Raw genomic sequence first — 24,945 nt, forward strand, 5'->3', positions numbered from 1 at the left:
TCAATATTTTTAATAAAAATCTACAACATGAACTCCAGACAATTCAATCTTAAAAGCATCAGACCAGAAATTTTAAGTGCAACTATTAATGATAATATGAGTACTGATGAGCGTTTTCAGAATTTAGTTTTACGCCCTATTATTAAGTTTCAAAATGATTTATTAATTGCTGTTTTTAGAAATTACATTACAAAACATAAATCTGTTTTTTATGATTTGTCTATAGAAAAACGCATGATTTATATCGAAAACGCAATTCAAAAAGACATGAAACTCCGCAACTCAATGAAAGGTATGATTATAGGTCAGTTTACAGTTGAAGAATATGGTATCTATATTGAAAATTCTTCGGCTTTAAATAAACGCATGATGAATATTGTGAAACAGCGCTTATTGAGTCATATTCAATTGTTTGATAAGCCTGAGCTTTTGGCTGTTGTTTAATCAATTAAAGAAACCCCATTCAAATCCGTAGTCAACACATCACTCATATAATCAAAAAATGGTCGAATCGCTTTAAATGACATATCAATTTCGTTTAAAAAATTAACATCAAGCACTTCTTTGTCGGTATATTTTTTAGTGAAAATGTATTGCTTTTTTTTAATTAAATCAATCGCTTTATGATCTTTAGCAAATCCTCTTGGAGCAGACTTCACTTCATCGCCTATAAACGAATCTCCCCAAACTGAATTGAATTTTTTATTTGCTAAAATCTCACGAATTTCAGAATCATCCATTTCAAATTCTTTACGAATCCGCATCAAATCTTCTTTAGCAGGTTCCCAAAAACCAGTAGCTATAAAACTTTCATTATTGGGCTGAATATGTAAATAATAACCACCCCTTAATCTTGGTTTTGTTCTATGAAATGAGCCTCCAAAATGTGTTTTATAAGGTAGCTTGTTTTTTGAAAAACGTACATCTCGATAAATTCTAAAAATCTTGAGTTTATCAATCTCATCATGAATATTTAAGTTTTCATGAATGGTATTATAAAAAGCTTTTACATCTTTTTCAATAGCTTTAAATTCAGACTTATTATCATTAAACCAATCACGATTGTTATTTTTCTCTAGTTTTTTAAAAAATGCAAAAACAGATTTTGGCACTGATGCACTCATAATATTTATTTTTTATAAAGCTACAAAAGCTTAAGTATTATTCAAACTCTATTTTGTTAAGAATTAAACCTGAAGCCGGTGCAATATAATTCATCTTAATTCTGCTATCCGGAACCAAAGAGTTCTTAATATCTTGAAGAGTTAATTTTCCTTTTCCTAAATCAATAAGTGTTCCCATCATCAAACGAATTTGATTTCGCATAAACCCCTTTCCTTTTACTTTTAATAAATATGTTTTTTTAGGAAAATAATTAGCCGAATATATAGTATTTTCAACCAACTCGCATTGAAGAATCTCTCGAGTATAAATACCATTTTCAGTTGGCTTATAACAATAAGACCACAAATAATTTTTACCTTCAAAAAGCTTTGCACCTTCTTTCATTAGCTGAATGTCCAAATCATCAAGAATAGTTGTCATTATAGGTGCACAAAACGGATGGCATTTTTCGCCATAAGCAAAAAGGTATATATATTCCTTAACCTTGGAATGGTTAATGATATTGAAATCCTTATCAACTTCTCTAATACTAAATGCCCGAATATCTTGTGGTAAATTATAATTGAATAAGTCTAAAAAAGCATTTTTATCTTCAATTGGTTCTTTTAAAAACAATTCAAAAGCAGCATGTTCTGCTGATACCATAGCATCTGTTCTTCCTGAAATTAAACTTTTAAAGTATTTACCTTCTAGAATAAAATTCAAAGTTCTATCAACCATAAGATGTAATGTTTTTACATCAGGTTGCTTTTGCCAACCATGAAAACGATAACCCAAATATTGAATATCTATAACGTAAAAATACTTTTTCATTATGCGCTTTTAGAGTGCGGAAATTAGTCTATTTATCAATTGTGACAAAAATTTTATACATTGTATTGGTTAATACTAACTAAAACTAATAATTTATGACTAACTCAACAAACAAACCACCAATCTGGTTCTGGATAGTAAGCGTCATTGCTTTAGTCTGGAACGCCATGGGTGTAAACGAATATTTACAACAAGCTTACAATACAGAACGTTATCGTGAAATGTACACGCCAGAACAACTTGAAATAGCTGCAAACTTGCCTTCTTGGGTTACAGCAGCATTTGCGATAGCCGTTTTTGCTGGCGCTTTAGCAGCAATTGGATTATTACTTAGAAAATCTTGGTCTGTTAAATTATGGCTATTATCGTTACTAGCAGTAATTGTTCAAATGGGATATCTTTTAATAAATGGTTATGCTTCAAGCATAGTAATGACAATTATGATCATTGTTTTTGCTTTAGCTTTTGTCTGGTTTGCTAGAAAATCTGAAGCTAATGGTTGGTTGTCTTAAAGATTAATAATTCGCATAAAAAAGGCATTAGATTTTCTAATGCCTTTTTAATTTATTTTTGTCTGCCTTTAAGTTCTTCCTCAATATCTTTTAAAGTAAATCCTTTGGCCTGTAGCAACATTAAGTAGTGAAATAATAAATCTGCTGACTCATATAAGAACAGCTCATCATTATTATCCATGGCTTCAATAACGGTTTCTACAGCCTCCTCTCCTACTTTTTGAGCGACTTTATTAATCCCTTTTGAAAACAAACTTGCCACATAAGATTTATTGGTGTCTTTATTTGCAACACGTTCTGCAATTACACCTTCTAACGTTGAAAAGAATCCATAAGAAGCATTATTGTTTTCCTTCCAGCAAGTATCAGTTCCAGTATGACACGTTGGTCCAACAGGATTTACTTGAATTAATAATGAATCATTATCACAATCATTTTTAATATCAACAAGGTTTAGAAAGTTTCCACTTTCCTCACCTTTAGTCCATAAACGTTGTTTACTTCTACTAAAAAAAGTCACTTGTTTAGTGTCTAATGTTTTTTGATAAGCCTCCTCATTCATATAGCCTAACATCAAAACTTTTTTTGTTGTGGCATCTTGAATGATTGCTGGCACTAATCCGTTTGAGTCGTATTTTATTTCCATTTTTTTTCATTCCTGCGAAGGCAGGAATCTATTTTATTTAAAACTTAAATAGTGGATTCCTGCCTTCGCAGGAATGACAACTATAATCTAACTTCTATATTATTTGCTTTTAATTCTTTTTTCAATTCTGGAATAGGGATTTCACCAAAGTGAAATACACTAGCAGCTAAAGCCGCATCAGATTTTCCTTTTTCAAAAGTATCAATAAAATGCTGCACATTTCCTGCGCCTCCAGATGCTATTATTGGAATATTCAATTCATCTGATAATTTAGCTAAAGCTTCATTTGCAAATCCATTTTTAGTTCCATCGTGATTCATAGATGTAAACAAAATTTCTCCTGCGCCACGTTCTTCAACTTCTTTTGCCCATTCAAATAATTTAATTTCTGTTGGAATGGTTCCTCCTGCAAGATGCACAAACCACTCGTTATCAATTTTTTTAGCATCAATAGCTACAACAACACATTGGCTTCCAAATTTATCAGCCAATTCATTGATTAATTCTGGTCGTTTTACTGCCGACGAGTTAATAGACACTTTATCTGCTCCACATTGTAACAATGCATCAACATGTTCAACACTGGAAATACCACCACCAACAGTAAAAGGTATATTTACTTGTTCTGCGACATGCAATACCATATCTAAAGTAGTGCCTCTATTCTCTAAAGTTGCTGCAATATCTAAGAACACCAATTCATCAGCCCCATGATCAGCATATTGTTTTGCTAGTTCTACAGGGTCTCCTGCATCACGCAAATCAACAAAATTCACGCCTTTTACTGTGCGCCCGTTCTTAATATCTAAACATGGTATAATTCGTTTTGTTAGCATTATACAAATTTTTCTAGTTCGTAAAGACTGATTCTGTTTTCATAAATTGCTTTACCAATAATAACGCCTTCACAACCTAACTGAATTAACTTTGGTAATTCATCAATATGTGAAATCCCACCAGATGCTATTAATTTTATAGATTGCCCGCTACTACTATTGGAGCACTCTTCAATGATTTCTTTATACAAATCGAACGAAGGTCCTTCAAGCATACCATCTTTTGAAATATCAGTACAAATAACATACTGAATCCCCTTCTTTTGATAGTCTTTTATAAACGGAATAACATCTTCTTTACTTTGTTCCATCCAACCGCTTATAGATACTTTTCCTGCATCACTGTCTGCTCCTAAGATAATTTTATTTCCTCCATATTTAGAAACCCAACCTTCAAAAGTGTCTCTGTCTTTCACAGCTATACTACCACCAGTAATTTGTCTTGCACCAGAATTGAAAGCAATATGCAAATCTTCATTGGTTTTTAAACCACCTCCAAAATCAATCTTCAACTTGGTTTTTGAAGCAATTTGCTCTAATACTTTATAGTTTACAATATGTTTTGCTTTAGCACCATCTAAATCTACTAAATGCAAATATTCAATCCCTGAAGCTTCAAACATTTTTGCAACTTCAAGCGGGTTTTCATTATATACTTTTTTAGTATCATAATCCCCTTTGGTTAAGCGAACGCACTTTCCGTCTATGATGTCTATGGCTGGTATTATTCTCATATTATAATTCTAAAAAATTCTGTAATATTTTTGCTCCTGAAACACTACTCTTTTCTGGGTGAAATTGAGTGCCATAAAAATTTTCGTGCCGCAATGCAGAGGCATAATTAATCTCGTAATCTGTTGCTGCTATGGTTTCATTACAATGCTCTGCATAATAACTGTGAACCAAATACATGTATTCGTTTTCTTTGATATCTTTAAATAAATCAGATTTTAAATCTTTAATAACATTCCATCCCATTTGCGGTACTTTTACGTTATCTGAAAAGCGTTTTACCTTGGTTTGAAATATACCTAAACCTTCGGTATCGCCTTCTTCAGTATGCAAACACATGAGCTGCATGCCTAAACAAATCCCCAAAACTGGCTGCTTAAGCTTAGGAATCAATTTATCTAAACCACTTTCTTTAAGCATTTTCATTGCAGAACTTGCTTCTCCTACACCAGGAAAAATCACTTTATCAGCAGCTTTTATTTCCTCAGGATTATTAGATAAAATAGCATCATGACCCAAACGATTGAAAGCAAATTGAATACTCTTTATGTTGCCTGCTCCGTAATTTATTATTACTAACTTCATTATAGCATTCCCTTTGTACTTGGTAAAAACATTTTATTTGAATCTCTTTTTACAGCCATTTTCATCGCTTTTGCAAAAGCTTTAAATATGCCTTCAATTTTGTGGTGCTCATTTGTGCCTTCTGCCTTAATATTCAAATTACATTTTGCTCCATCAGTAAACGATTTAAACAAGTGGAAAAACATTTCAGTTGGCATATCGCCTATTTTTTCACGTTTAAATTCCGCATCCCATTCTAACCAATTTCTTCCACCAAAGTCAACTACTACTTGTGCTAAACAATCATCCATTGGCAAACAAAAACCATAGCGTTCAATACCAAGTTTATTTCCTAATGCTTTGTTGAACAATTCACCTAAAGCAATCATGGTATCTTCAATAGTGTGATGTTCATCAACTTCCAAATCGCCATCCACTTTAACAGTTAAATCCATTGCACCATGACGTCCAATTTGATCTAGCATATGATCGAAAAAAGACAAGCCTGTATTGATGTTATTTTCGCCAGAACCATCTAAATTTAATTTTATATAAATCTTTGTTTCATTGGTGTTACGAGTAATTTCTTCAACGCGGTCTTGAAGTTTTAAAAACTCATAAATTGTTTTCCAATCTGTACTTGTTAACGCTATACAATCAAAAATTTCTTGTTTAGAACTTTCAATTTCATCAGCACCCAATTCAGGATCTTCAGACAGATAAACACCCTTAGCACCTAAATTTTTAGCCAGCTCCATATCGGTAATTCTATCACCTAAAACAAAAGAATTTTCTAAATCATAGTCCTCAGAAAAATATTGAGTTAATAAACCTGTTCTTGGTTTTCTAGTCTCAGCATTTTCATGCGGAAACGTTTTATCAATATAGATAGCAGAAAAATTCACACCTTCTTTTTCAAAAGCATCAATAATTTTATTTTGAGCAGGCCAAAACGTGTCTTCTGGAAAACTATTGGTGCCTAAACCATCTTGATTGGTGACCATAACCAATTCGTAATCCAATTCATTAGCTATTTTAGCCATATATTGAAAAACTTTTGGGTAGTATTCCAACTTCTCTAAACTATCTAATTGATAGTCTAAAGGTGGTTCTAAAACTAGTGTTCCGTCTCTGTCTATAAATAATACTTTCTTCATTATATAGATTTTAAAGTATCTATTAATATTTTATTTTCTTTAGGAGTTCCAACTGTAAAACGCAAACAATTTTCACAACCTGGTTGAGTTGTTCTATTTCTAATTACTATCCCCTTTTCAATTAATTGATTGTAACGCTTTGTGGCATCATCAACTTTAGCTAATACAAAATTAGCATCTGATGGATATATTTTTGAAATAAAATTTACATCATTCAATTTACTCACCAAAACATCACGTTCTTCTAAAATAGATTCAACCTGCTGTTTTGTTAATGCGTTTTGCTCTAGTTGAGAAATCGCTTTTTGTTGCGTTAACTCATTCACATTATATGGCGGTTTAATGCGATTTAATACTGAAATGATTTCTTCTGAAGCATAACAAATTCCTAAACGAATACCTGCCATTCCGTAAGCTTTTGAAAGAGTTTGAGTAACAATTAAATTAGGAAACTCGCTCAATCGACTTGCCCAACTTTCTTCATTTGAAAAATCAATATATGCTTCATCTATAACAACAATACCATTAAATTTATTTATTAATCTTTCAATGGATTTTGCTTCAAAACTATTCCCTGTTGGATTGTTTGGCGAACATAAAAACAACAACTTCGAATTTGAATCTGCTATTTCAAGAATCTCATCAACTTTAGGTTGAAAGCTATCACTTAGTTGGACACTTTTAATTTCAACAGCGTTAATATTAGCCAAAACACTATACATACCATAAGTTGGAGGTAGTGTAATAATATTATCTTGGTTTGGTTCACAAAAAGCACGATAAATTAAATCTAAAACTTCATCACTACCATTACCTAAAAGCATATTTTTTTGTGAAATGCTTTTAATTTCTGAAAGTAATGATTTCACGGTACGCTGCTGTGGATCTGGGTAACGATTTACGCCATTTTCAAACGGATTTTCATTCGCATCTAAAAACACCATGTCGCCACTATTACCTTGAAACTCATCTCTTGCCGATGAATACGGTTTTAGTGCTTTTATTGTTGGCCTTATTAAATTTTGAACACTCATTATTTTAAATCCTTTAATCGAATTGATACCGCATTTTTGTGCGCTTGTAAACCTTCTGCTTCTGCCATTAACTCAATGGTTTCTCCAATATTTAAAAGTCCTTCTTTTGATATTTTCTGAAATGTCATACTTTTCATAAAACTATCTAAATTCACGCCTGAATACGCTTTACTAAATCCATTTGTTGGTAAAGTATGATTCGTACCTGAAGCATAATCTCCTGCACTTTCAGGTGTATAATCACCTATAAAAACAGAACCTGCATTATTGATATTATCCACATACAAATCTTCGTTTTTACAACAAATAATAAAATGTTCAGGCCCATATTCGTCAATCATATCTATAGCAGTCTCATCATTCTCAACATAAATCAACTTTGAATTACTAATCGCCTTTTCTGCAATTGCTTTACGTGGAAGTACTTTTAATTGTTTTTCAACTTCTTCAGAAACTTCATCTATCAATCGCTTAGATGTTGATACTAATATTACTTGACTATCCGTTCCATGCTCTGCTTGACTCAATAAATCTGAAGCTATATAAGATGCATTTGCTGTTTCATCTGCAACTACTAATAATTCGCTTGGTCCCGCAGGCATATCAATGGCAACACCATGTTTTGTAGCTATTTGTTTCGCAACTGTTACATACTGGTTTCCAGGTCCGAAAATTTTATAAACCTGAGGAATGGTTTCTGTACCAAAAGTTAATCCAGCTATAGCTTGAATACCTCCTACTTTTATAATTTTAGTTACACCACAAAGTTGAGCTGCAAACAGAATTTCTGGTGCTAACTTACCCTCTTTATTTGGTGGCGAACACAAAATTATTTCTTTACAATCGGCAATTTGTGCAGGAACCGCTAACATTAAAACTGTAGAAAACAAAGGTGCTGTTCCCCCAGGAATGTACAAGCCTACTTTTTGAATTGGTCTTTTTTCTTGCCAACATTGCACGCCGTTAGTCGTTTCTATTTCAATTTTTGATGTCTTTTGAGCAGTATGAAATACTTCAATATTATGTTTTGCTATCTTAATAGCTTTTTGAAGTTTTTCAGGAACTTGCTGAACTGCTTGTTCTATTTCACCAAGTGTTACAATATTTGATTCTAAAGTAACATTATCAAATTTACTTGTAAATTCCTTTATGGCTTCATCTCCTCTTTCAGAAACCTCATTAAATATTTGAGTAACTACACCTTCAATATCGCCAACAGTTTGTGTTGGACGTTTTAAAACATCAGACCAGTTTTCCTTATTTGGATTTTTTATGATTTGCATAATCCGAGATTAAAGTACCATTTTTTCAATAGGACATACTAAAATACCTTGTGCTCCTTTTGCTTTTAATTCGTCAATAACATCCCAAAATTGGTTTTTACTTATTACTGAGTGAATTGAACTCCATCCTTCTTCTGCTAATGGTAAAACAGTAGGACTCTTCATTCCTGGTAATACACTAATGATGTCTTGAACTTTATCATTTGGTGCATTTAATAATACATATTTAGAATTTCTACCTTTTAAAACCGATTGAATTCTAAATTGAATCGTTTCTAAAATGGCTTGTCTTTCAGCATTCAATTTTGGAGAAACCGCTAAAACGGCTTCCGATTTTAAAATCGTATCAACCTCTTTTAAATTATTCTTAAACAAGGTGCTACCACTAGAAACAATATCACAAATAGCATCTGCTAACCCTATATTTGGTGCTATTTCAACAGAACCATTAATGATATGAAGATTTGCATTTACACCGTTTTTATCTAAGAATTGTTTAACTGTATTTGGATACGATGTTGCAATTCGCTTCCCTTCTAAATCTTTTATACTGGTGTAATTATCTACTTTTGGTACTGCAATACAAACACGACAAGTTGAAAATCCTAGCTTCTCAACAACGTTTATACCTTCGCCTTTTTCTATTAAAACATTCTCGCCAATAATAGCGGCATCTACTACACCATCCTTCAAGTATTGAGGAATATCACCGTTTCTTAAATAGAAAACCTCTACAGGAAATCCTTTAGCTGAAGCTTTTAATTGATCTTTCCCATTATCAATAGAAATACCAATATCTTTTAATAGACGCATTGAGTCTTCGTTTAAACGACCCGATTTCTGTACTGCAATTCTTAATTTACTCATTATCTTATTTTTATGAGTTTGAAACTACCAAGTTGGAAATTAAATTAAAAAACCCGCTTGATTGTCTCAAACGGGTTTAAATATATTTTGATTTTACTCAATACATTTTCACTTCGCCTGAGAGCAAATATGAAAATGATGATGTAATTGAATAAAAGTCATGTTCTTTTTATTTGATGCAAATATCTATAATTTATCTGATTAAATCCAAATTATAAAAGTAATTCTTATAACAATTCAATATTATTAATAATTAGGTAAGTAAAAATTAATAATTTTTAAAAGAACACCTTATTTGCTGAATTTATTATTTTATTGATTCCCAAGAATAATGGGTAAACCACTATCTCCAGAACCAATAACTATGACTTTGCTATTTGGAGACTCTGATAATTTCATTGTAGCTTCAATGCCTTTATCTTGAAGGATTTTATCAGTTAAAGATGCGCTTAAAATTTTATTAGACTTTGCTTTACCTTCGGCTTCAATAATTTGCTTTTGCGCTTCTTTTTCAGCTGTAACTAATCTAAACTCATATTCTAAAGATTCTTGTTCTTGACGCAATTTACGCTCAATAGCTTCCTTAATCGTATTTGGCAGTGTAACGTCTCTAACTAGTACTTCGTTTAATTGTACATATTGCTTATCTAAAATCTTCTTTGTTTCAGCAAAAATTTCATCTTGAATAGCATCACGCTTACTAGAATATAATTGCTCAGGAGTATATCGACCAACAACACTACGTGCTGCACTTCGAATTGCTGGTTGAATAACGCGCTGCAAGTAATTCTGCCCTAATGATTGATGCAAGTTTCCTAAGTCTCCATAAACTGGCTCATACCAAGCAGAAGCATCAATTTGGATTTCTAATCCGTTTGATGATAATACTTTCATTTTCTCAAAAAGCTCTTGTTGACGTACTTCGTATACATAAACCTTATTCCAAGGCGCTACAATATGAAATCCTTCTGCCATTGGAGGTTCATCAGTAACAACTCCTTCTCCAAAGGTTTTAAAAAGTACTCCAGCTTCACCAGAGTCAATTGTTACTGCTGATTTTGCTAATATTACTACTAATATAATTGCACCAATTATAAAAGGTAATGCCACTTTTGGTAATTTTTCCATTTTTATCTATTTAAATTAATCCGTTATATTTTCTTAAAAACCATTCTAAACCTAAGCTAAGTGTTATTACAGCTAGAAGATATTTCCAATCTATCAAAGGTATGGTATTTTTACTGCTTTTTTGAATAGGAACATAACGATTATCTCTCAATAAATCGCTTATCACATTTTCAGTGTTTGCAATAAAATAACTAGAACCCGAACTATTAGTAGCCAACTGTTGCAACTTTGTTACATCTGCATTTAAAAATTGTTGTTCTACATTATATTCTAAAATTTGAAAACCACCAGATTTAGAAATATTTTCGTTTGTTGCTCTTACTGTAAAACTATATTCTGAAGGTGGCAAACTACTTAGATCAACTTGATAATTGTTGTTTTTTAGAATAAAAGGAAATGTCTTTTTTTCTTTTGAAATCTTATCCGTTATGGTGATATTTAATGATTCACGAGTATCAAAAATATAGTTTTTATCAAAGAACTCTGCTTTAATGATGATATTTCCACTTCCGTTATAAAATGATTGATAATCTATGTTTAATCTACTTTTTTGTTTGCTAGTAGCTAAATATTGAATGAGTTTCCCAATAAAATTATCAAAACCATTGAATGATTTTTCATTGATATAGCTTTGAGCACGCCATTGCCAAATATTTTCTCCGAATAATACTGCTTCTCGTTTACCGTTAGTTTCAAAGGTTGATAAAAGTGGTTCGTTAGTTGAAACACCATTAACGTTTTTATTTAAAATAGATTCAAATGGAATGTTAAATTTTACTTCGCCATAATTTGAAATCAAAGGAGGAAGAGATTCAAAATCTATATCATCAATAATAAAAGGTGAATAATTGATGTTTAATTCTGGAAGGTAATCTTCTGTTTGATCTGTTATTGTATGAGAGTAATCTTTAGAAACTCTATTAATAAAACTAAGACTTGTTTTTGGTCCAATAATTACAAATCTATTTCTCTTTTCCGAATCTAGCCTATCTATTATAGTGTTAAATGTATTATTCGGTTGATACAATATAATCAATTGAAAATCATTAAATTTATTAATAATATTTTTTGGATTAACGATTGAAACTGAACGCTGCTCGTTACTTTCAATACTCTTTTTTAAAGCACCAATATCTGGGTGCAAAAAATCACTAACAATGGCAATTTTTGTTTTTTGATTAATGACTTCTACAGCGAAATTCTTAGTATTATTTATCTTATTCTTTTCACTTTCTAATGGAACTAATGTTGCCCTGTAATTACCAACTCCCACTCTATTCGCAGGTAAAGTAAAATTGATAACTTCTGAATTATCATTTTTTGAAAAGTTAATAGCTTTTGAATACAAAGTTGTATTACCACTCTTAACTACAAATTGAGATTTTATAGATTTATTGCCATTATATACTAAAATAGCTTCAACGGGGAATTTGTTTTTTAAGAAAGCATATTTATTAACGTTGAATTGTTGAATTTTTAAATCAATATATGTTATGGTATCTCCTAATATGATTGGGTAAATAGGTTGTTTATATGTGTTTGATGTAAATTGATAATCGTTTCCAAAAGTTTGATTTCCATCAGTAATAAGTACTGTTGGTGATGTTGTTTGCTTATATATTTGATTTAATTGGGTAAACGCTTTAGAAATATTGGTTTGTTTATCCGAAAATGTAATAGAATCAGAAGATTTTAAATTTACACCAAAACTATAATAATTTATATTGAACTTAGTTTGAATTTCCTTGTTTGACTTAATACTTTCCACAAAATCTAGTAAGGCTTTTTCTTGTTTTAAATGCTTTACAGAACTTGAATTATCAATAGCGACAACTAAATTTGGTTTTTCAACTGAAACCTTTACTTGATCAAAACTTGGGTTGATTATTAAGAGTAAAACTGAAAACACTGTTAAAAACCTCAAAAAAGAGAAAAGCATGTTTATTCTTGACATGCTTTTCTTTTTTGTGAAGTACTGAAAAAGCGCTAAACCTAGCGACAAAATTCCAGCGAGTATAATGTATAATAGAGTTTCAGAACTCATTAATAAACTTTAATTTTAATATATTGATGAGAAGATTCATGCCATCGTAGGAATAACAATTAAGTTAGCATTCCACCATCAACGTTTAATGTTTGTCCAGTAACATAGGCACTCATATCGCTAGCTAAGAATACACAAACGTTAGCAATGTCTTCTGGAGTTCCTCCACGTTTCAGTGGAATTCCTGCACGCCATCCTTTTACAACTTCTTCATCTAATTTAGCTGTCATTTCAGTTTCAATAAAACCTGGAGCAACTACGTTACTTCTAATATTCCTAGAACCTAGCTCTAAAGCTACAGATTTTGAAAACCCAATAATACCAGCTTTTGAAGCTGCATAATTAGTTTGTCCCGCATTACCTTTGACCCCTACTACTGAACTCATGTTTATAATTGAACCTTTTCGTTGCTTCAACATAGTGCGTTGCACTGCTTTTGTCATGTTAAAAACAGACTTTAGATTTACTTCAATTACTTTATCAAAATCTTCCTCTGAAATACGCATTAACAAATTATCTTTTGTAATTCCAGCATTATTAACTAAGACATCAATACTTCCAAACTCTGCTACTACGTCTGAAGCTAATTGTTGTGCTTCTTCAAAACTTGCAGCATTACTCTTGTATCCTTTTGCTTTTACTCCTAAAGCATTTAATTCTTTTTCTAATGCATTTGCTGCATCAACTGAGGAGCTATATGTAAACGCTACGTTCGCACCTTGTTCTGCAAAAACTTGTGCTATTCCTTTTCCGATACCACGGCTAGCTCCAGTAACTATCGCAGTTTTTCCTTCTAATAATTTCATTTATAATATGTAGTTAGTTTGTTTTTAATCTTGCTATATTCAAATATAACAAATAGAACTGTTTTCAAATAAAAAAACCTCACAAGTTTTGCAAGGTTTTCAGTTTCAAAATTTTATTATTTTATTTTTTTATAGCTAACTTAAATTCTTTTTTAACAATTTTAAAAATCTGCATATCTATAAGTTCTCCTAAATTATTCTCTTATAGGTATAAACTCTCTCAAAGTCTTCATCTAAATTACTAAATATTAGATCTATAAAAACTATTTCAGGATCATCACCTATTGAAGTATAAGTGATTTCAAAATTATTAGTATAATTAGTATTTGACTCAGAGCCATTAATAGTTAAGGTTAAGTCAAAATCGCCATCATCAGATTTCCAAGTACCTCTGAAAGTTTCAGGGCTGCATGAATCAAGTGCTTCTGTCCAAAAATATACAGTACCAATATAATTTCCATTAAACGCACTATTAGTTATAAATTCAGATATGGTTGTTTTATCACACTCAGTTATTTGTTGATCTCCATCAAATGTTATTGAAACTAACTCCCATTTACCTTCCAAATCTTCAATAAGTTTTTCATCATCTTCAATCTCTATTTCACAATTAAATAATATAACAAGCAACGATACAAATGCAAATAGTTTAAATTTCATATTAAATATATTTTCAAGCTAAAATAGATTAGATTTTAAACAAAAAAAATCCCCAATAATGGGGATTTTTAAATTTATTTATTAAAAATTTTAACCTAATACTTCGGCAATTTTTTTACCTATCTCCGCAGGCGAATCCACAACGTGAATGCCACATGCTCTCATAATTTTCTTTTTTGCCTGAGCTGTATCATCGCTACCACCTACTATAGCACCAGCGTGCCCCATTGTACGACCTGCAGGAGCTGTTTCACCAGCAATAAAACCAACAACTGGTTTTTTACTACCACTTGCTTTGTACCAGTTTGCAGCATCTGCTTCTAGTTGCCCTCCTATTTCACCTATCATTACAACAGCTTCGGTTTCAGGATCGTTAATCAACAATTCTACAGCTTCTTTTGTAGTAGTTCCAATAATTGGATCTCCCCCAATACCAATAGCAGTAGTGATTCCAAGACCTTGTTTTACAACTTGATCAGCAGCTTCGTAAGTTAAAGTACCCGATTTTGAAACGATACCTACTTTACCTTGTTTAAAAACAAAACCTGGCATGATACCAACTTTTGCCTCACCTGGAGTGATGACACCTGGACAGTTAGGGCCAATTAAACGGCAATCTTTATTTTTTATATAGCTTGATGCTGTAATCATATCAGCAACAGGAATACCTTCAGTAATAGTGATAATTACTTTTATCCCAGCGTCGGCAGCTTCCATAATGGCATCTGCAGCAAATGCTGGCGGTACAAAAATAATTGTCGTGTCTGCATCAACTTGCTCTACTGCTTCTTGAACCGTATTGAAAACTGGCTTGCCTAAATGTGTTTGTCCACCTTTACCTGGAGTAACACCACCGACTACGTTTGTTCCGTATTCAATCATCTGACCAGCATGAAATGTACCTTCACTACCTGTAAATCCTTGAACTATAATATTTGAATCTTTATTTACTAAAACACTCATATTTTTCTATTTGAATATTGTTTTACAAATGTAATTTTTTGAACTGACTTATTTATCTTAAAAAATCTTAATTTTTTAATTGTTTTAAAATATTTGGAATCTGCTTGATTGATGCCATTTCCTTTAGCTTCAAACGAACTTCTTGTATTGGTGTTCCCCAATACGTTTTTCCGCCTTCTATAGATTTTGTAACTCCAGATTGCCCTTGAACCACTGCTTTTTTACCAATAGTAATTCCGCTTGTAGTACCAACTTGCCCCCAGAGTGTTACTTCATCTTCGATAACCACGCAACCAGCAATACCAACTTGTGAGGCTATTAAGCATTTTTTACCAATTACAGTATCGTGACCTACTTGAATAAGGTTATCTAATTTTGAACCTTCACCTATGATTGTGTCTCCACTAACACCTCTATCTATTGTACAGCCTGCACCTATATCTACATTATCTTCTATAACTACTCGTCCTCCAGATTTTAATCTATCGAAACCTTCTGGCCTGTTTTTATAATAAAATGCATTAGCTCCTAAAACAACTCCAGAATGCAGTGTTACATTATCTCCTATAATAGCATCATCATAAACACTAACATTAGAATGAATAATACAATTATCTCCTATTGTAACATTATGCCCTATAAAGCTATTGGGCTGAATCACTGTGTTTTTACCAATTTTAGATGAAGGGGAAATTGAAACATTTGAAGCTACAAATGGCTTGAAATGATCAGTTAATTTATTAAAATCTCTAAAAGGGTCATCACTTACTAAAAGTGCTTTTCCTTCTGGACATTCTACCTCTTTATTTATAAGGACTATTGTAGCTGCAGATTCTAATGCTTTGTTATAATATTTTGGATGATCTACAAAAACGATATCTCCAGGTTCTACAACATGAATTTCGTTCATACCAAGAATTTGAAAACCTGCATCTCCAATGAATTTGCAACCTATGAGGTTTGCAATTTGTTCTAGAGTATGTGGTTTAGGAAATTTCATAAATTACAATTCGTTAAATGATGAATTTATATACTCAAATGTATTTTCATATTTCATCCTTCTGTCACCCAAGGTCCAATTCATAATCATATAAATGTTTTCTTTTCCCGAAACAAAACCAATTAGATAGAAAAAATCTAACCCATCAACAATACCAGACATTTTAAACTGTCTTGCTGGCAAACTATTAATACTAGTTAATCCATAATCCTCAATTTTTACGTCTTCAATAGCTTCTCGAAACATTTGCTTCTGAATAATCTTATAGTTTTCAATTGGTGAAAGTTCATCATTATATTCATCAAACTCTTTGAACGTGTCAATGAAGTTTTGCTTGTTTTCCTCTATAACAACCGTATAAGTTTCTTTAAAAATGTTTGCATACTCTAGCGATGCTTCATCGTGTAGATTAGGCATATTTTTCATATACTTAGGAACACTTAACTCATATTGTTCACTTACTGTTACTGTTGAAAAATTACTTGCAGATATTGATTCTGGCTGTTTAGAAGAACCAGAGATATTTTCAGCAGCCTCTTTGAGTTTTTGTATACAACTTGTAGAAATAAAAATTATAATAAAAACAAGAGAATACCTTAAAACATTTTTAATCATTCTTTTACACGCTCTTTATAAGTCCCTTTTGCAGTTTCTATTTTAATTTTATCACCTTCATTGATAAACAGCGGTACATTAACTTCTGCTCCAGTTTCTACAGTAGCTGGTTTTGTTGCATTTGTTGCTGTGTTTCCTTTTACACCAGGCTCAGTATGCGTAACTTCTAATATAACACTTGCTGGTAAATCTACAGAAAGCGGCATATTATCTTCAGTATTAATAAGCACTGTAACAACCTCTCCTTCTTTCATCAACCCAGGATTATCTAAAGCAGCTTCTAATAAACGTATTTGTGTATAATCGGCTTCATTCATAAAATGATAAAACTCGCCATCATTGTATAAATATTGAAACTTATGCGTTTCGACACGTACATCTTCTAATTTATGTCCAGCAGAAAATGTATTATCTAGTACTTTTCCGCTTGTTACACTTTTCATTTTTGTTCTTACAAACGCTGGTCCTTTACCAGGTTTTACGTGTAAAAACTCAATAATTTTATAAATATCATTATTATAACGAATACATAATCCGTTTCTGATGTCGCTTGTTGTTGCCATAAATTAGTTTGATTTGAAATATCCTTTCATGATACCTCTGTGTGAATTTTTTATAAATTGAAGAATCTCATCTCGCTCTGGAGTTGCTTCCATTTCAGCTTCAATAATATCTGCTGCTTGTGAATTATTATAATTTTTTTGATACAAGATTCTAAATATATCTTGAATTTCTCTAATTTTTTCTGTTGAAAAACCTCGTCTTCTTAATCCTACTGAATTAATACCTACATAAGATAAAGGCTCTCTAGCTGCTTTTACAAATGGTGGAACATCTTTTCTAACTAAAGAACCTCCAGTTACAAAAGCATGATTTCCAACTGAAACAAACTGATGAACAGCAGTCATACCAGCTAAAACAACATAGTCGCCAACATTAATATGACCAGCAAGTGTACTATTATTTGAAAATATACAGTTTTTTCCAACAACGCAATCATGTGCAATATGGCAATACGCCATTATTAAACAGTTATCCCCAACAACAGTTTTCATTCTGTCTGTGGTGCCTCTGTTAATAGTTACACACTCTCTTATCGTAACGTTATCTCCTATTTCGACTGTAGTATCCTCATCATTATATTTTAAATCTTGAGGAACAGCAGAAATTACAGAACCTGGAAAGATATTGCAATTTTTACCAATTCGTGCCCCTTCCATGATAGTAACATTACTACCAATCCATGTACCTTCTCCAATTTTAACATTATTATGTATAGTAGCGAAGGGTTCTATAACAACATTTTTTGCAATTTTTGCACCAGGGTGCACATAAGCTAATGGTTGATTCATAATTATTTTACTTTAGAAATTTGGGCCATTAATTCTGCTTCTGCACATAATTTACCGTTTGAATATGCATAACCCTGCATATGACATATACCTCTGCGAATTGGAGTTATTAAAGAACAATTAAATATTAAAGTGTCCCCAGGACTTACTTTTTGTTTAAATTTTACATTATCCATTTTCATGAAGAATGTTAAATAATTTTCAGGATCTGGAACCGTGTTTAGAACCAAAATACCCCCTGTTTGTGCCATAGCCTCAACAATTAGAACCCCTGGCATTACTGGTGCTCCAGGAAAATGTCCTTTGAAGAATTCTTCATTCATCGTCACGTTTTTTGTAGCTATAACATGATTTTCAGAAAGCTCAAATACTTTGTCTATTAATAAAAATGGTTGCCTGTGAGGTAGCATTTCCATAATTTGAACAACGTCCATTAAAGGTGGTTGATTCAAATCTATTGTTGGTACATTATTACGACGATCATTCTTTATTATTTTTGCTAATTTTTTTGCAAACTGAGTATTTACAAAATGTCCCGGTTTATTAGCTATAACTTTACCTCTTATTCGAGTTCCCACAAGAGCTAAATCTCCTAAAACATCCAATAGCTTATGTCTTGCAGCTTCATTTGGATAATGCAATGTTAAGTTATCAAGAATACCGTTTGGCTTAACCGCAATAGAATCCTTCTTAAAGGCGACCTTTAACTTCTCCATAGTTTCAGTAGATAATGCTTTATCAACATAAACAATTGCATTATTTAAATCACCTCCTTTAATTAAACCGTTCTCTAGTAACATTTCAATTTCATGCAAAAAACTAAATGTGCGAGAGTCTGAAATATCATTTTTAAAATCTGCAATATGGTTTAATGTAGCATTTTGAGTTCCTAAAACTTTAGTACCAAAATCAACCATTGTAGTTATTTGATATTCTTTTGATGGCATAACAAGAATTTCGCTTCCTGTTTCTTCATCTACATAAGAAACTATATCAGTAATAACAAACTCTTCTCTAAAAGCATCAAGCTCAATTACACCAGCCTTTTCTATAGCTTCAACAAAAAACTTTGAAGATCCATCCATTATTGGTGGTTCTGAAGCATTTAATTCTATAATTGCATTATCAACATCTAAACCAACTAAAGCAGCTAATACATGCTCAGAAGTTTGTATAGTCACACCGTTTTTCTCTAAACAGGTTCCGCGTTGTGTATTAGTAACATAGTTCGCATCAGCTTTCATAACTGGCTCTCCTTCTAAATCTAATCTTTTAAAAGCAAACCCTGAGTTAGCTGGCGCAGGTTTAAAAGTTAAGGTAACATCTTTACCAGTATGTAACCCTACTCCTGTTAAAGAAATGGCTTCTTTAATAGTTTTTTGTTTAATTTCTGTATTGACTATTCCCATTTATTTTTTTCTAAGTCATTTATATTTTTAACAATAGTCGGTAGGTTTTTAAAATGAACATACGACTTATTATAATCACTTAATTTTAATGCAGGAGATCCTTGTAGAATCTCATTATCTTTTACGTGTCTGCCAATACCAGATTGCGCTTGTATTTTAACATTATTGCCTATTGTAATATGTCCAGCAATACCAACTTGACCACCAATTTGGCAATTTTCGCCAATTTTAGTAGACCCCGCAACCCCTGTTTGTGCAGCAATAACTGTATTTTTTCCTATCTCTACGTTATGAGCTATTTGTATTTGGTTATCAAGTTTAACACCTTCTCGAATTATTGTTGAACCTAAAGTAGCTCTATCAATAGTAGTAGCTGCACCAACATCAACAAAATCTTCCAATATCACGTTACCCGTTTGAGGAATTTTGCTATAACTCCCATCATCATTAGGAGCAAAACCAAAACCATCTGCACCTATTATAGCACCTGCATTTATTACACAGTTTTTACCAACAATAGTTTCTGAATAAATTTTAGCTCCAGAAAATACTATAGAGTTATCTTCAATAACCACATTATCACCTATATATGTACTAGGAAATATTTTAACATTATTACCTATAATAACGTTTTCTGCGATGTAACTAAAGGCACCTATATATACATTTTCTCCATATTTAGAAGATTCAGATATAAAAGAAGGTTGCTCTACTCCAACTTTATTCAGTTTTACAGAATTATAATATTCAAGGATTTTTGAAAATGCTAAATATGCATCATCAACTTTAATTAAAGTAGTTTTTAAGTTATTTTCAGGTTTAAATGTTTTATTTACAATAGTAATTGAAGCCTTCGTAGTATATATATGTGGTGTATACTTAGGATTTGCTAAAAAAGTTAATGCACCCTCAAAACCTTCTTCTATTTTTGATAGTTTGAATACTTCAATATCAGGATTACCAACAACATCACCTTCTAAAATCCCTGCTATTTGTTGTGCTGTAAATTTCACACTTTGTTTTGTTTGATTTTGTTTTTTGATTTGATGTGGCAAAAATAGGAAAAATGTACTAAAGTTTAACCTTAGGATAACATATATAATATTTTGTAACTGGTTTTGACAAAGCCTTAAGATTCAATTGGTCAGAAGCTTTAACAATATCTTCAATCTTTCCAGACTTATGCAATATATTTATGCGCTTAGCTTTGAGTTGATAAGCTTGGTTTGAAATACTTCCAGTAAAAACAAAATATTTTGCTTCTTGTTCAGAAATATTATAATTGTGCATAACATCATTAATATGGCTCATCAAACTACTTTCTTTTACAAGTTTATTCTTTATTTTAATTTTAAGTAAGTTTCTGTTAATTATCATTTCGCATAAATTACTTAACACAAAATCTTCATGATATTGCCACTGTTTCATAGCAGAAACAACATCATAATCATCTAATTTTGAAAATACAGCCAAAGTTTCATCTGTAAAATTGTCAATTGATATTTTATTCTTTAAAAAATACAAAAGGGAATCACTAGCATTTAACTTATGTCCTGACTCGTAAAGTTCTTTTGCTCTTTTCAAAACTCTGATTAGTAACTGTTCTGCAACCAAACCAGTTTTGTGCAAATACACTTGCCAATACATTAAGCGTCTGGCTATAATAAATTTTTCTACACTATAAATTCCTTTTTCCTCAACAACTAATTCATCATCAATTACGTTTAACATCGTTATTAAACGCTCGCTATTAATATTACCTTCAGCTACTCCAGTATAAAAACTATCTCGTTTTAAATAATCTGCACGATCCATATCCAATTGCCCAGAAATTAGCTGACACATAAACTTTCTTGGGTATTCGCCTTTAAAAATTTGGATGGCAAGCGTTAAACTTCCGTTAAATTCTTCATTTAACCGCTCCATAAATAACAGCGAAATAGCCTCATGAGATACATTATTAACTATAGAATGTTCCATAGCATGAGAGAAAGGTCCATGGCCAATATCATGTAATAAAATAGCAATATAAAGCCCGGTTTCTTCATCATCAGAAATTGTAACTCCTTTAAAACGAAGCACATTAACCGCTTGTTGCATTAAATGTACGCAACCAATGGCATGATGAAATCTTGTATGATGAGCACCTGGGTAAACCAAATAAGACATACCCATTTGGGTAATTCTACGTAGACGTTGAAAATATTTATGCTGTATTAAATCGAATATCAAAGAATTTGGAATTGTAATAAATCCGTAAATTGGGTCGTTTAATATTTTAAGTTTGTTCAAACTCTATTTTTTTACATTTAACATTTACAAATATAACCATAGTTGAGACTATAATATGTATTTGATGCAATTAGAGCTTAATAAAAAACATCTTTATTTAAACAATAAATTATAACACTAAAAATTATAATAATATGATAAACATACTTTGGGTTGATGATGAAATAGATTTACTAAAACCACACATTTTGTTTCTTGAAAAGAAAAATTACCAAGTAACTACTTGTAATAGTGGTACTGAAGCCATTGATGTTTTAGATGAAAAGAATTTTGATATCGTTTTTTTAGATGAAAACATGCCAGGTTTAACTGGTCTTGAAACTTTAAATGAAATAAAAGAGAAAAAAGACTCACTTCCAGTGGTTATGATTACTAAAAGTGAAGAAGAGTACATTATGGAAGAGGCTATTGGCAATAAAATAGCCGATTATTTAATAAAGCCCGTAAACCCAAATCAAATATTATTAAGTTTAAAAAAGAATTTAGACCATTCTAGATTAGTTTCAGAGAAAACAACCTCTAATTACCAACAAGAATTTAGGAAAATTGCAATGGATTTATCCATGGTGAATAGTTATGAAGAATGGGTAAGCTTATATCAAAAACTAATTTACTGGGAAATTCAGTTAGAAGATATTGAAGATGCAAGCATGTTTGAAATTTTAGAATCTCAGAAAAACGAAGCAAATATTCAATTTGGAAAATTTATAGATAAAAATTATGCCAATTGGTTTAAGCCCCATACTGATGCCCCAGTTATGTCTCATACACTATTTAAAGACAAAATAGTTCCTGAAATAAGTAAAGAACAACCAACATTATTACTAGTAATTGATAATTTGCGCTATGACCAATGGAAGGTTTTTGAGCCAATTATTAGTAATTATTTCAAAAAAGAAAAAGAAGACGCTTTTTTTAGCATTCTGCCTACAGCAACTCAATATGCCAGAAATGCTATTTTTTCAGGACTAATGCCTAGTGATATGGAGAAATTATTTCCTCAGTATTGGAAAAATGACACAGACGAAGGTGGTAAAAACATGCACGAAGCAGATTTTCTAGAAACACAAATGAAACGTTTAGGGTTATCCAACTTAAGTTATGATTATCATAAAATTACCAACCTAAAGAACGGAAAAAAGTTAGCAGATAATTTTAGATCACTTAAAGATAATGACTTAACAGTAGTTGTTTATAATTTTGTGGATATGTTATCACATTCTAAAACTGAAATGGAAGTTGTAAAGGAATTAGCATCAAATGATAAAGCATATAGATCATTAACACTTAGCTGGTTTAAGAACTCTCCACTTTTAGATATGATTCAGCAAGCACAGCAATTAGGTTTTAAATTAATTTTAACTACAGATCACGGTACTATAAATGTAAAAAACCCATCAAAGGTTATTGGAGATAGAGATACAAGTTTAAATCTTCGCTACAAAACAGGCAGAAGTTTAACTTATGATAGCAAAGATGTTTTAGTTGCTAAAGATCCAAGAGAATTACACCTTCCATCTATAAATATGAGTAGTTCGTACATATTTGCTAAAAGTGATTTGTTTTTTGCTTACCCAAACAATTATAACCATTATGTAAGTTATTATAGAAACACCTATCAACATGGAGGTGTTTCATTGGAAGAAATGATTATTCCCTTTGCAGTTTTCAATCCTAAATAAATCCATAAAAAGCATATAATATCGATGAAATGCATTTTTTCTTAGGTTTTTCGATTTATTTTATTTAATATTGTATCAAAATTTTATAAAAAATTGGAAATTAGTTATGGAATTGATGAGGTTGAGCAAATTGCAAAACAACTCATTGAGAATGCAAAAACAAAAACTTTGTTGTTTTATGGAAATATGGGTGTTGGAAAAACTACGCTTATTAAAACCATAGTAAAAGTTTTAGGTAGTCATGATGAAGTTAGTAGCCCAACGTTTTCAATTGTGAATGAATATAAATTAGATGATGATAAAATCTATCATTTTGATTTATATAGAATTAATGATATAGAAGAAGTCTATAATTTTGGAATTGAAGATTATTTAGATTCTGATTATTGGAAATTAATTGAATGGCCAGAAAAAATAGAAGATATTTTATATGATAATTTTGATAAAATTAATATAAAATTAGATAGTAAAAACAACCGAATTTTAAGTTTAAACAACTCATAAATAACGAAATAACCTACAAGCTTATGATGCATAAATAGTATATTCTCCAATGAATATTGAAGTTTTACGGGAAACCCACATCAAGAAATTTAAAAATCAATGTTTTTAACATAATTTTAACATTTAGCGAATAACTTCAATATAGTCTTTATTTACATTTGGGTAATTAATTAATTAAATCCCTTATAAAATGAAAACTAAAAAGTACTTAATTGCTTTTGTAATAGTTGGAGGTTTGTTGTTTACTGCTTTTGCGAAAAAAACTATAAATCACGATGAAGCAACAACAAAAGTTGAGAGAAAAGCAAAACGAATCTTTGCTGACGCAAAGGTCGAGAGAAAAGCAAAACGAATCTTTGCATGTAACAGCAGAGTTGAAAGAAAAGCAAAGCGAATCTTTGCTTAAAGAAAAAGCAACTAGAGTCAATAAGGGTCTAGTGTTAGGAAGTGTTATAGCAACCTTTATAGCAATCACTCCCTATTTGTTTTCCTTATATGAAAGTGTTCCAAAAACGCAAATTTGGGACACTTTTTTGTTTACATATGATAGCAAAGCTTGGGAGGATGCAAACTACGCTATGTGGGCTTTAACAGGTAAAGTAATTCCTTTGTTATTACTTTTTTTATGGTTTTTTACTTGTAGACATTGGTGGTATCACTCGTTATTGGTTCCAATTGTTATGTATTTTTTTCAAATTGGGGTAATATTATTTGGTGATGCACGTATAGATGAATTTCAGTTAGTTTATTTAATACCAGTAATGGCAGTTGTAATACCTACTATTTATTTGATTAGAGCTAGAATATTCAACAAAATGAATGAAGCATCAAAATCTATGCAGGAGCTTGAGGATGAGCTTAAAATGTCTCCAAAAGGACTTTGGGGAAAAATAAGTCAATATTTCTAAAACCCTATTCCTA

At 31.4% G+C, this 24,945-nt stretch carries 27 protein-coding genes; 5 read left to right on the forward strand and 22 right to left on the reverse strand.

Annotation, left to right across the window (positions count from 1 at the left end):
* Positions 1 to 27: 27 nt before the first annotated feature.
* The gene (locus tag DIS18_RS08810; RefSeq protein WP_109352711.1) at positions 28 to 444 is read left to right on the forward strand and encodes a glyoxalase; all 417 of its coding nucleotides are present in this window, start codon (positions 28 to 30) and stop codon (positions 442 to 444) included.
* On the opposite strand, the gene DIS18_RS08815 is transcribed toward DIS18_RS08810, so the two are convergent.
* Together DIS18_RS08815 and DIS18_RS08820 are read right to left on the reverse strand one after the other, a co-directional pair.
* Positions 441 to 1,124, reverse strand: coding sequence for a DUF2461 domain-containing protein (locus DIS18_RS08815; RefSeq protein WP_109352712.1), 684 nt, complete (start codon positions 1,122 to 1,124; stop codon positions 441 to 443). The genes DIS18_RS08810 and DIS18_RS08815 overlap by 4 nt on opposite strands.
* Positions 1,125 to 1,161: 37 nt before the next feature.
* The gene (locus tag DIS18_RS08820) at positions 1,162 to 1,938 is read right to left on the reverse strand and encodes a tRNA pseudouridine synthase A (protein WP_109352713.1); all 777 of its coding nucleotides are present in this window, start codon (positions 1,936 to 1,938) and stop codon (positions 1,162 to 1,164) included.
* Positions 1,939 to 2,033: 95 nt separating this feature from the next.
* On the opposite strand from DIS18_RS08820, the gene DIS18_RS08825 reads away from it, so the two are divergent.
* Complete coding sequence (locus tag DIS18_RS08825) at positions 2,034 to 2,450, forward strand: hypothetical protein (RefSeq protein ID WP_109352714.1); 417 nt, start codon at positions 2,034 to 2,036, stop codon at positions 2,448 to 2,450.
* Between the two features lie 52 nt (positions 2,451 to 2,502).
* Here the strand turns inward: DIS18_RS08825 and hisIE are convergent, their stop codons facing one another.
* From hisIE to DIS18_RS08925, 20 genes are all read right to left on the reverse strand, one after another.
* Positions 2,503 to 3,096: a bifunctional phosphoribosyl-AMP cyclohydrolase/phosphoribosyl-ATP diphosphatase HisIE gene (gene hisIE, locus DIS18_RS08830; RefSeq protein WP_109352715.1), complete on the reverse strand. Its 594-nt coding sequence runs from the start codon at positions 3,094 to 3,096 to the stop codon at positions 2,503 to 2,505.
* An 80-nt stretch (positions 3,097 to 3,176) separates the two neighbouring features.
* A complete protein-coding gene (gene hisF, locus DIS18_RS08835; protein ID WP_109352716.1) occupies positions 3,177 to 3,932 on the reverse strand; it encodes an imidazole glycerol phosphate synthase subunit HisF in 756 nt (251 codons plus the stop codon).
* On the reverse strand, positions 3,932 to 4,666 hold the full coding sequence (gene hisA / locus DIS18_RS08840; protein ID WP_109352717.1) for a 1-(5-phosphoribosyl)-5-[(5-phosphoribosylamino)methylideneamino]imidazole-4-carboxamide isomerase: 735 nt from the start codon (positions 4,664 to 4,666) through the stop codon (positions 3,932 to 3,934). The genes hisF and hisA overlap by 1 nt, the downstream gene beginning before the upstream one ends.
* A gap of 1 nt (position 4,667) precedes the next feature.
* Positions 4,668 to 5,249 carry an imidazole glycerol phosphate synthase subunit HisH gene (gene hisH / locus DIS18_RS08845; RefSeq protein WP_109352718.1) on the reverse strand — a complete coding sequence of 194 codons (582 nt, stop codon included), beginning with the start codon at positions 5,247 to 5,249 and terminating at the stop codon, positions 4,668 to 4,670.
* On the reverse strand, positions 5,249 to 6,385 hold the full coding sequence (gene hisB / locus DIS18_RS08850; protein WP_109352719.1) for a bifunctional histidinol-phosphatase/imidazoleglycerol-phosphate dehydratase HisB: 1,137 nt from the start codon (positions 6,383 to 6,385) through the stop codon (positions 5,249 to 5,251). The genes hisH and hisB overlap by 1 nt, the downstream gene beginning before the upstream one ends.
* Positions 6,385 to 7,419: a histidinol-phosphate transaminase gene (gene hisC / locus DIS18_RS08855; RefSeq protein WP_109352720.1), complete on the reverse strand. Its 1,035-nt coding sequence runs from the start codon at positions 7,417 to 7,419 to the stop codon at positions 6,385 to 6,387. Before hisC ends, hisB begins: the two co-directional genes overlap by 1 nt.
* Complete coding sequence (gene hisD / locus DIS18_RS08860) at positions 7,419 to 8,702, reverse strand: histidinol dehydrogenase (protein ID WP_109352721.1); 1,284 nt, start codon at positions 8,700 to 8,702, stop codon at positions 7,419 to 7,421. Before hisD ends, hisC begins: the two co-directional genes overlap by 1 nt.
* Before the next feature lie 9 nt (positions 8,703 to 8,711).
* Positions 8,712 to 9,569, reverse strand: coding sequence for an ATP phosphoribosyltransferase (gene hisG, locus DIS18_RS08865; protein WP_109352722.1), 858 nt, complete (start codon positions 9,567 to 9,569; stop codon positions 8,712 to 8,714).
* Between the two features lie 312 nt (positions 9,570 to 9,881).
* Positions 9,882 to 10,697 carry a prohibitin family protein gene (locus DIS18_RS08870; RefSeq protein WP_109352723.1) on the reverse strand — a complete coding sequence of 272 codons (816 nt, stop codon included), beginning with the start codon at positions 10,695 to 10,697 and terminating at the stop codon, positions 9,882 to 9,884.
* 10 nt (positions 10,698 to 10,707) lie between these two features.
* On the reverse strand, positions 10,708 to 12,651 hold the full coding sequence (locus tag DIS18_RS08875) for a VWA domain-containing protein (RefSeq protein WP_342752161.1): 1,944 nt from the start codon (positions 12,649 to 12,651) through the stop codon (positions 10,708 to 10,710).
* A 149-nt stretch (positions 12,652 to 12,800) separates the two neighbouring features.
* Positions 12,801 to 13,547, reverse strand: a complete 747-nt coding sequence (gene fabG, locus DIS18_RS08880; RefSeq protein WP_109352725.1) for a 3-oxoacyl-[acyl-carrier-protein] reductase — start codon at positions 13,545 to 13,547, stop codon at positions 12,801 to 12,803.
* 189 nt (positions 13,548 to 13,736) lie between these two features.
* A complete protein-coding gene (locus tag DIS18_RS08885) occupies positions 13,737 to 14,207 on the reverse strand; it encodes a lipocalin family protein (RefSeq protein ID WP_109352726.1) in 471 nt (156 codons plus the stop codon).
* Positions 14,208 to 14,297: 90 nt separating this feature from the next.
* Positions 14,298 to 15,170, reverse strand: coding sequence for a succinate--CoA ligase subunit alpha (gene sucD / locus DIS18_RS08890; protein WP_109352727.1), 873 nt, complete (start codon positions 15,168 to 15,170; stop codon positions 14,298 to 14,300).
* Between the two features lie 67 nt (positions 15,171 to 15,237).
* Entirely contained in the window at positions 15,238 to 16,170 is a 933-nt protein-coding gene (gene lpxD / locus DIS18_RS08895; protein WP_109352728.1) for a UDP-3-O-(3-hydroxymyristoyl)glucosamine N-acyltransferase, read from the reverse strand.
* Between the two features lie 3 nt (positions 16,171 to 16,173).
* Entirely contained in the window at positions 16,174 to 16,785 is a 612-nt protein-coding gene (locus DIS18_RS08900; protein ID WP_109352729.1) for a hypothetical protein, read from the reverse strand.
* Positions 16,782 to 17,348 carry an elongation factor P gene (gene efp, locus DIS18_RS08905; RefSeq protein WP_109352730.1) on the reverse strand — a complete coding sequence of 189 codons (567 nt, stop codon included), beginning with the start codon at positions 17,346 to 17,348 and terminating at the stop codon, positions 16,782 to 16,784. The genes DIS18_RS08900 and efp overlap by 4 nt, the downstream gene beginning before the upstream one ends.
* 3 nt (positions 17,349 to 17,351) lie before the next feature.
* Complete coding sequence (lpxA, locus tag DIS18_RS08910; protein ID WP_109352731.1) at positions 17,352 to 18,137, reverse strand: acyl-ACP--UDP-N-acetylglucosamine O-acyltransferase; 786 nt, start codon at positions 18,135 to 18,137, stop codon at positions 17,352 to 17,354.
* A gap of 2 nt (positions 18,138 to 18,139) precedes the next feature.
* Positions 18,140 to 19,546 (reverse strand): bifunctional UDP-3-O-[3-hydroxymyristoyl] N-acetylglucosamine deacetylase/3-hydroxyacyl-ACP dehydratase, encoded by a 1,407-nt coding sequence (locus tag DIS18_RS08915; protein ID WP_109352732.1) that lies wholly within the window; start codon positions 19,544 to 19,546, stop codon positions 18,140 to 18,142.
* A complete protein-coding gene (gene lpxD, locus DIS18_RS08920; RefSeq protein WP_109353228.1) occupies positions 19,537 to 20,559 on the reverse strand; it encodes a UDP-3-O-(3-hydroxymyristoyl)glucosamine N-acyltransferase in 1,023 nt (340 codons plus the stop codon). Before lpxD (DIS18_RS08920) ends, DIS18_RS08915 begins: the two co-directional genes overlap by 10 nt.
* Positions 20,560 to 20,617: 58 nt before the next feature.
* Entirely contained in the window at positions 20,618 to 21,838 is a 1,221-nt protein-coding gene (locus DIS18_RS08925) for an HD domain-containing protein (RefSeq protein WP_109352733.1), read from the reverse strand.
* A 134-nt stretch (positions 21,839 to 21,972) separates the two neighbouring features.
* Here DIS18_RS08925 and porX point away from each other — a divergent pair, with 134 nt between their 5' ends.
* From porX to DIS18_RS08945, 3 genes are all read left to right on the forward strand, one after another.
* A complete protein-coding gene (gene porX, locus DIS18_RS08930; protein ID WP_109352734.1) occupies positions 21,973 to 23,520 on the forward strand; it encodes a T9SS response regulator signal transducer PorX in 1,548 nt (515 codons plus the stop codon).
* Positions 23,521 to 23,613: 93 nt separating this feature from the next.
* Positions 23,614 to 24,024, forward strand: a complete 411-nt coding sequence (tsaE, locus tag DIS18_RS08935; protein ID WP_109352735.1) for a tRNA (adenosine(37)-N6)-threonylcarbamoyltransferase complex ATPase subunit type 1 TsaE — start codon at positions 23,614 to 23,616, stop codon at positions 24,022 to 24,024.
* A gap of 275 nt (positions 24,025 to 24,299) precedes the next feature.
* Positions 24,300 to 24,932, forward strand: a complete 633-nt coding sequence (locus tag DIS18_RS08945; protein ID WP_245925651.1) for a hypothetical protein — start codon at positions 24,300 to 24,302, stop codon at positions 24,930 to 24,932.
* Positions 24,933 to 24,945 lie beyond the last annotated feature (13 nt).

The organism is Algibacter marinivivus (genome assembly GCF_003143755.1).
GTDB lineage: Bacteria > Bacteroidota > Bacteroidia > Flavobacteriales > Flavobacteriaceae > Algibacter_B > Algibacter_B marinivivus.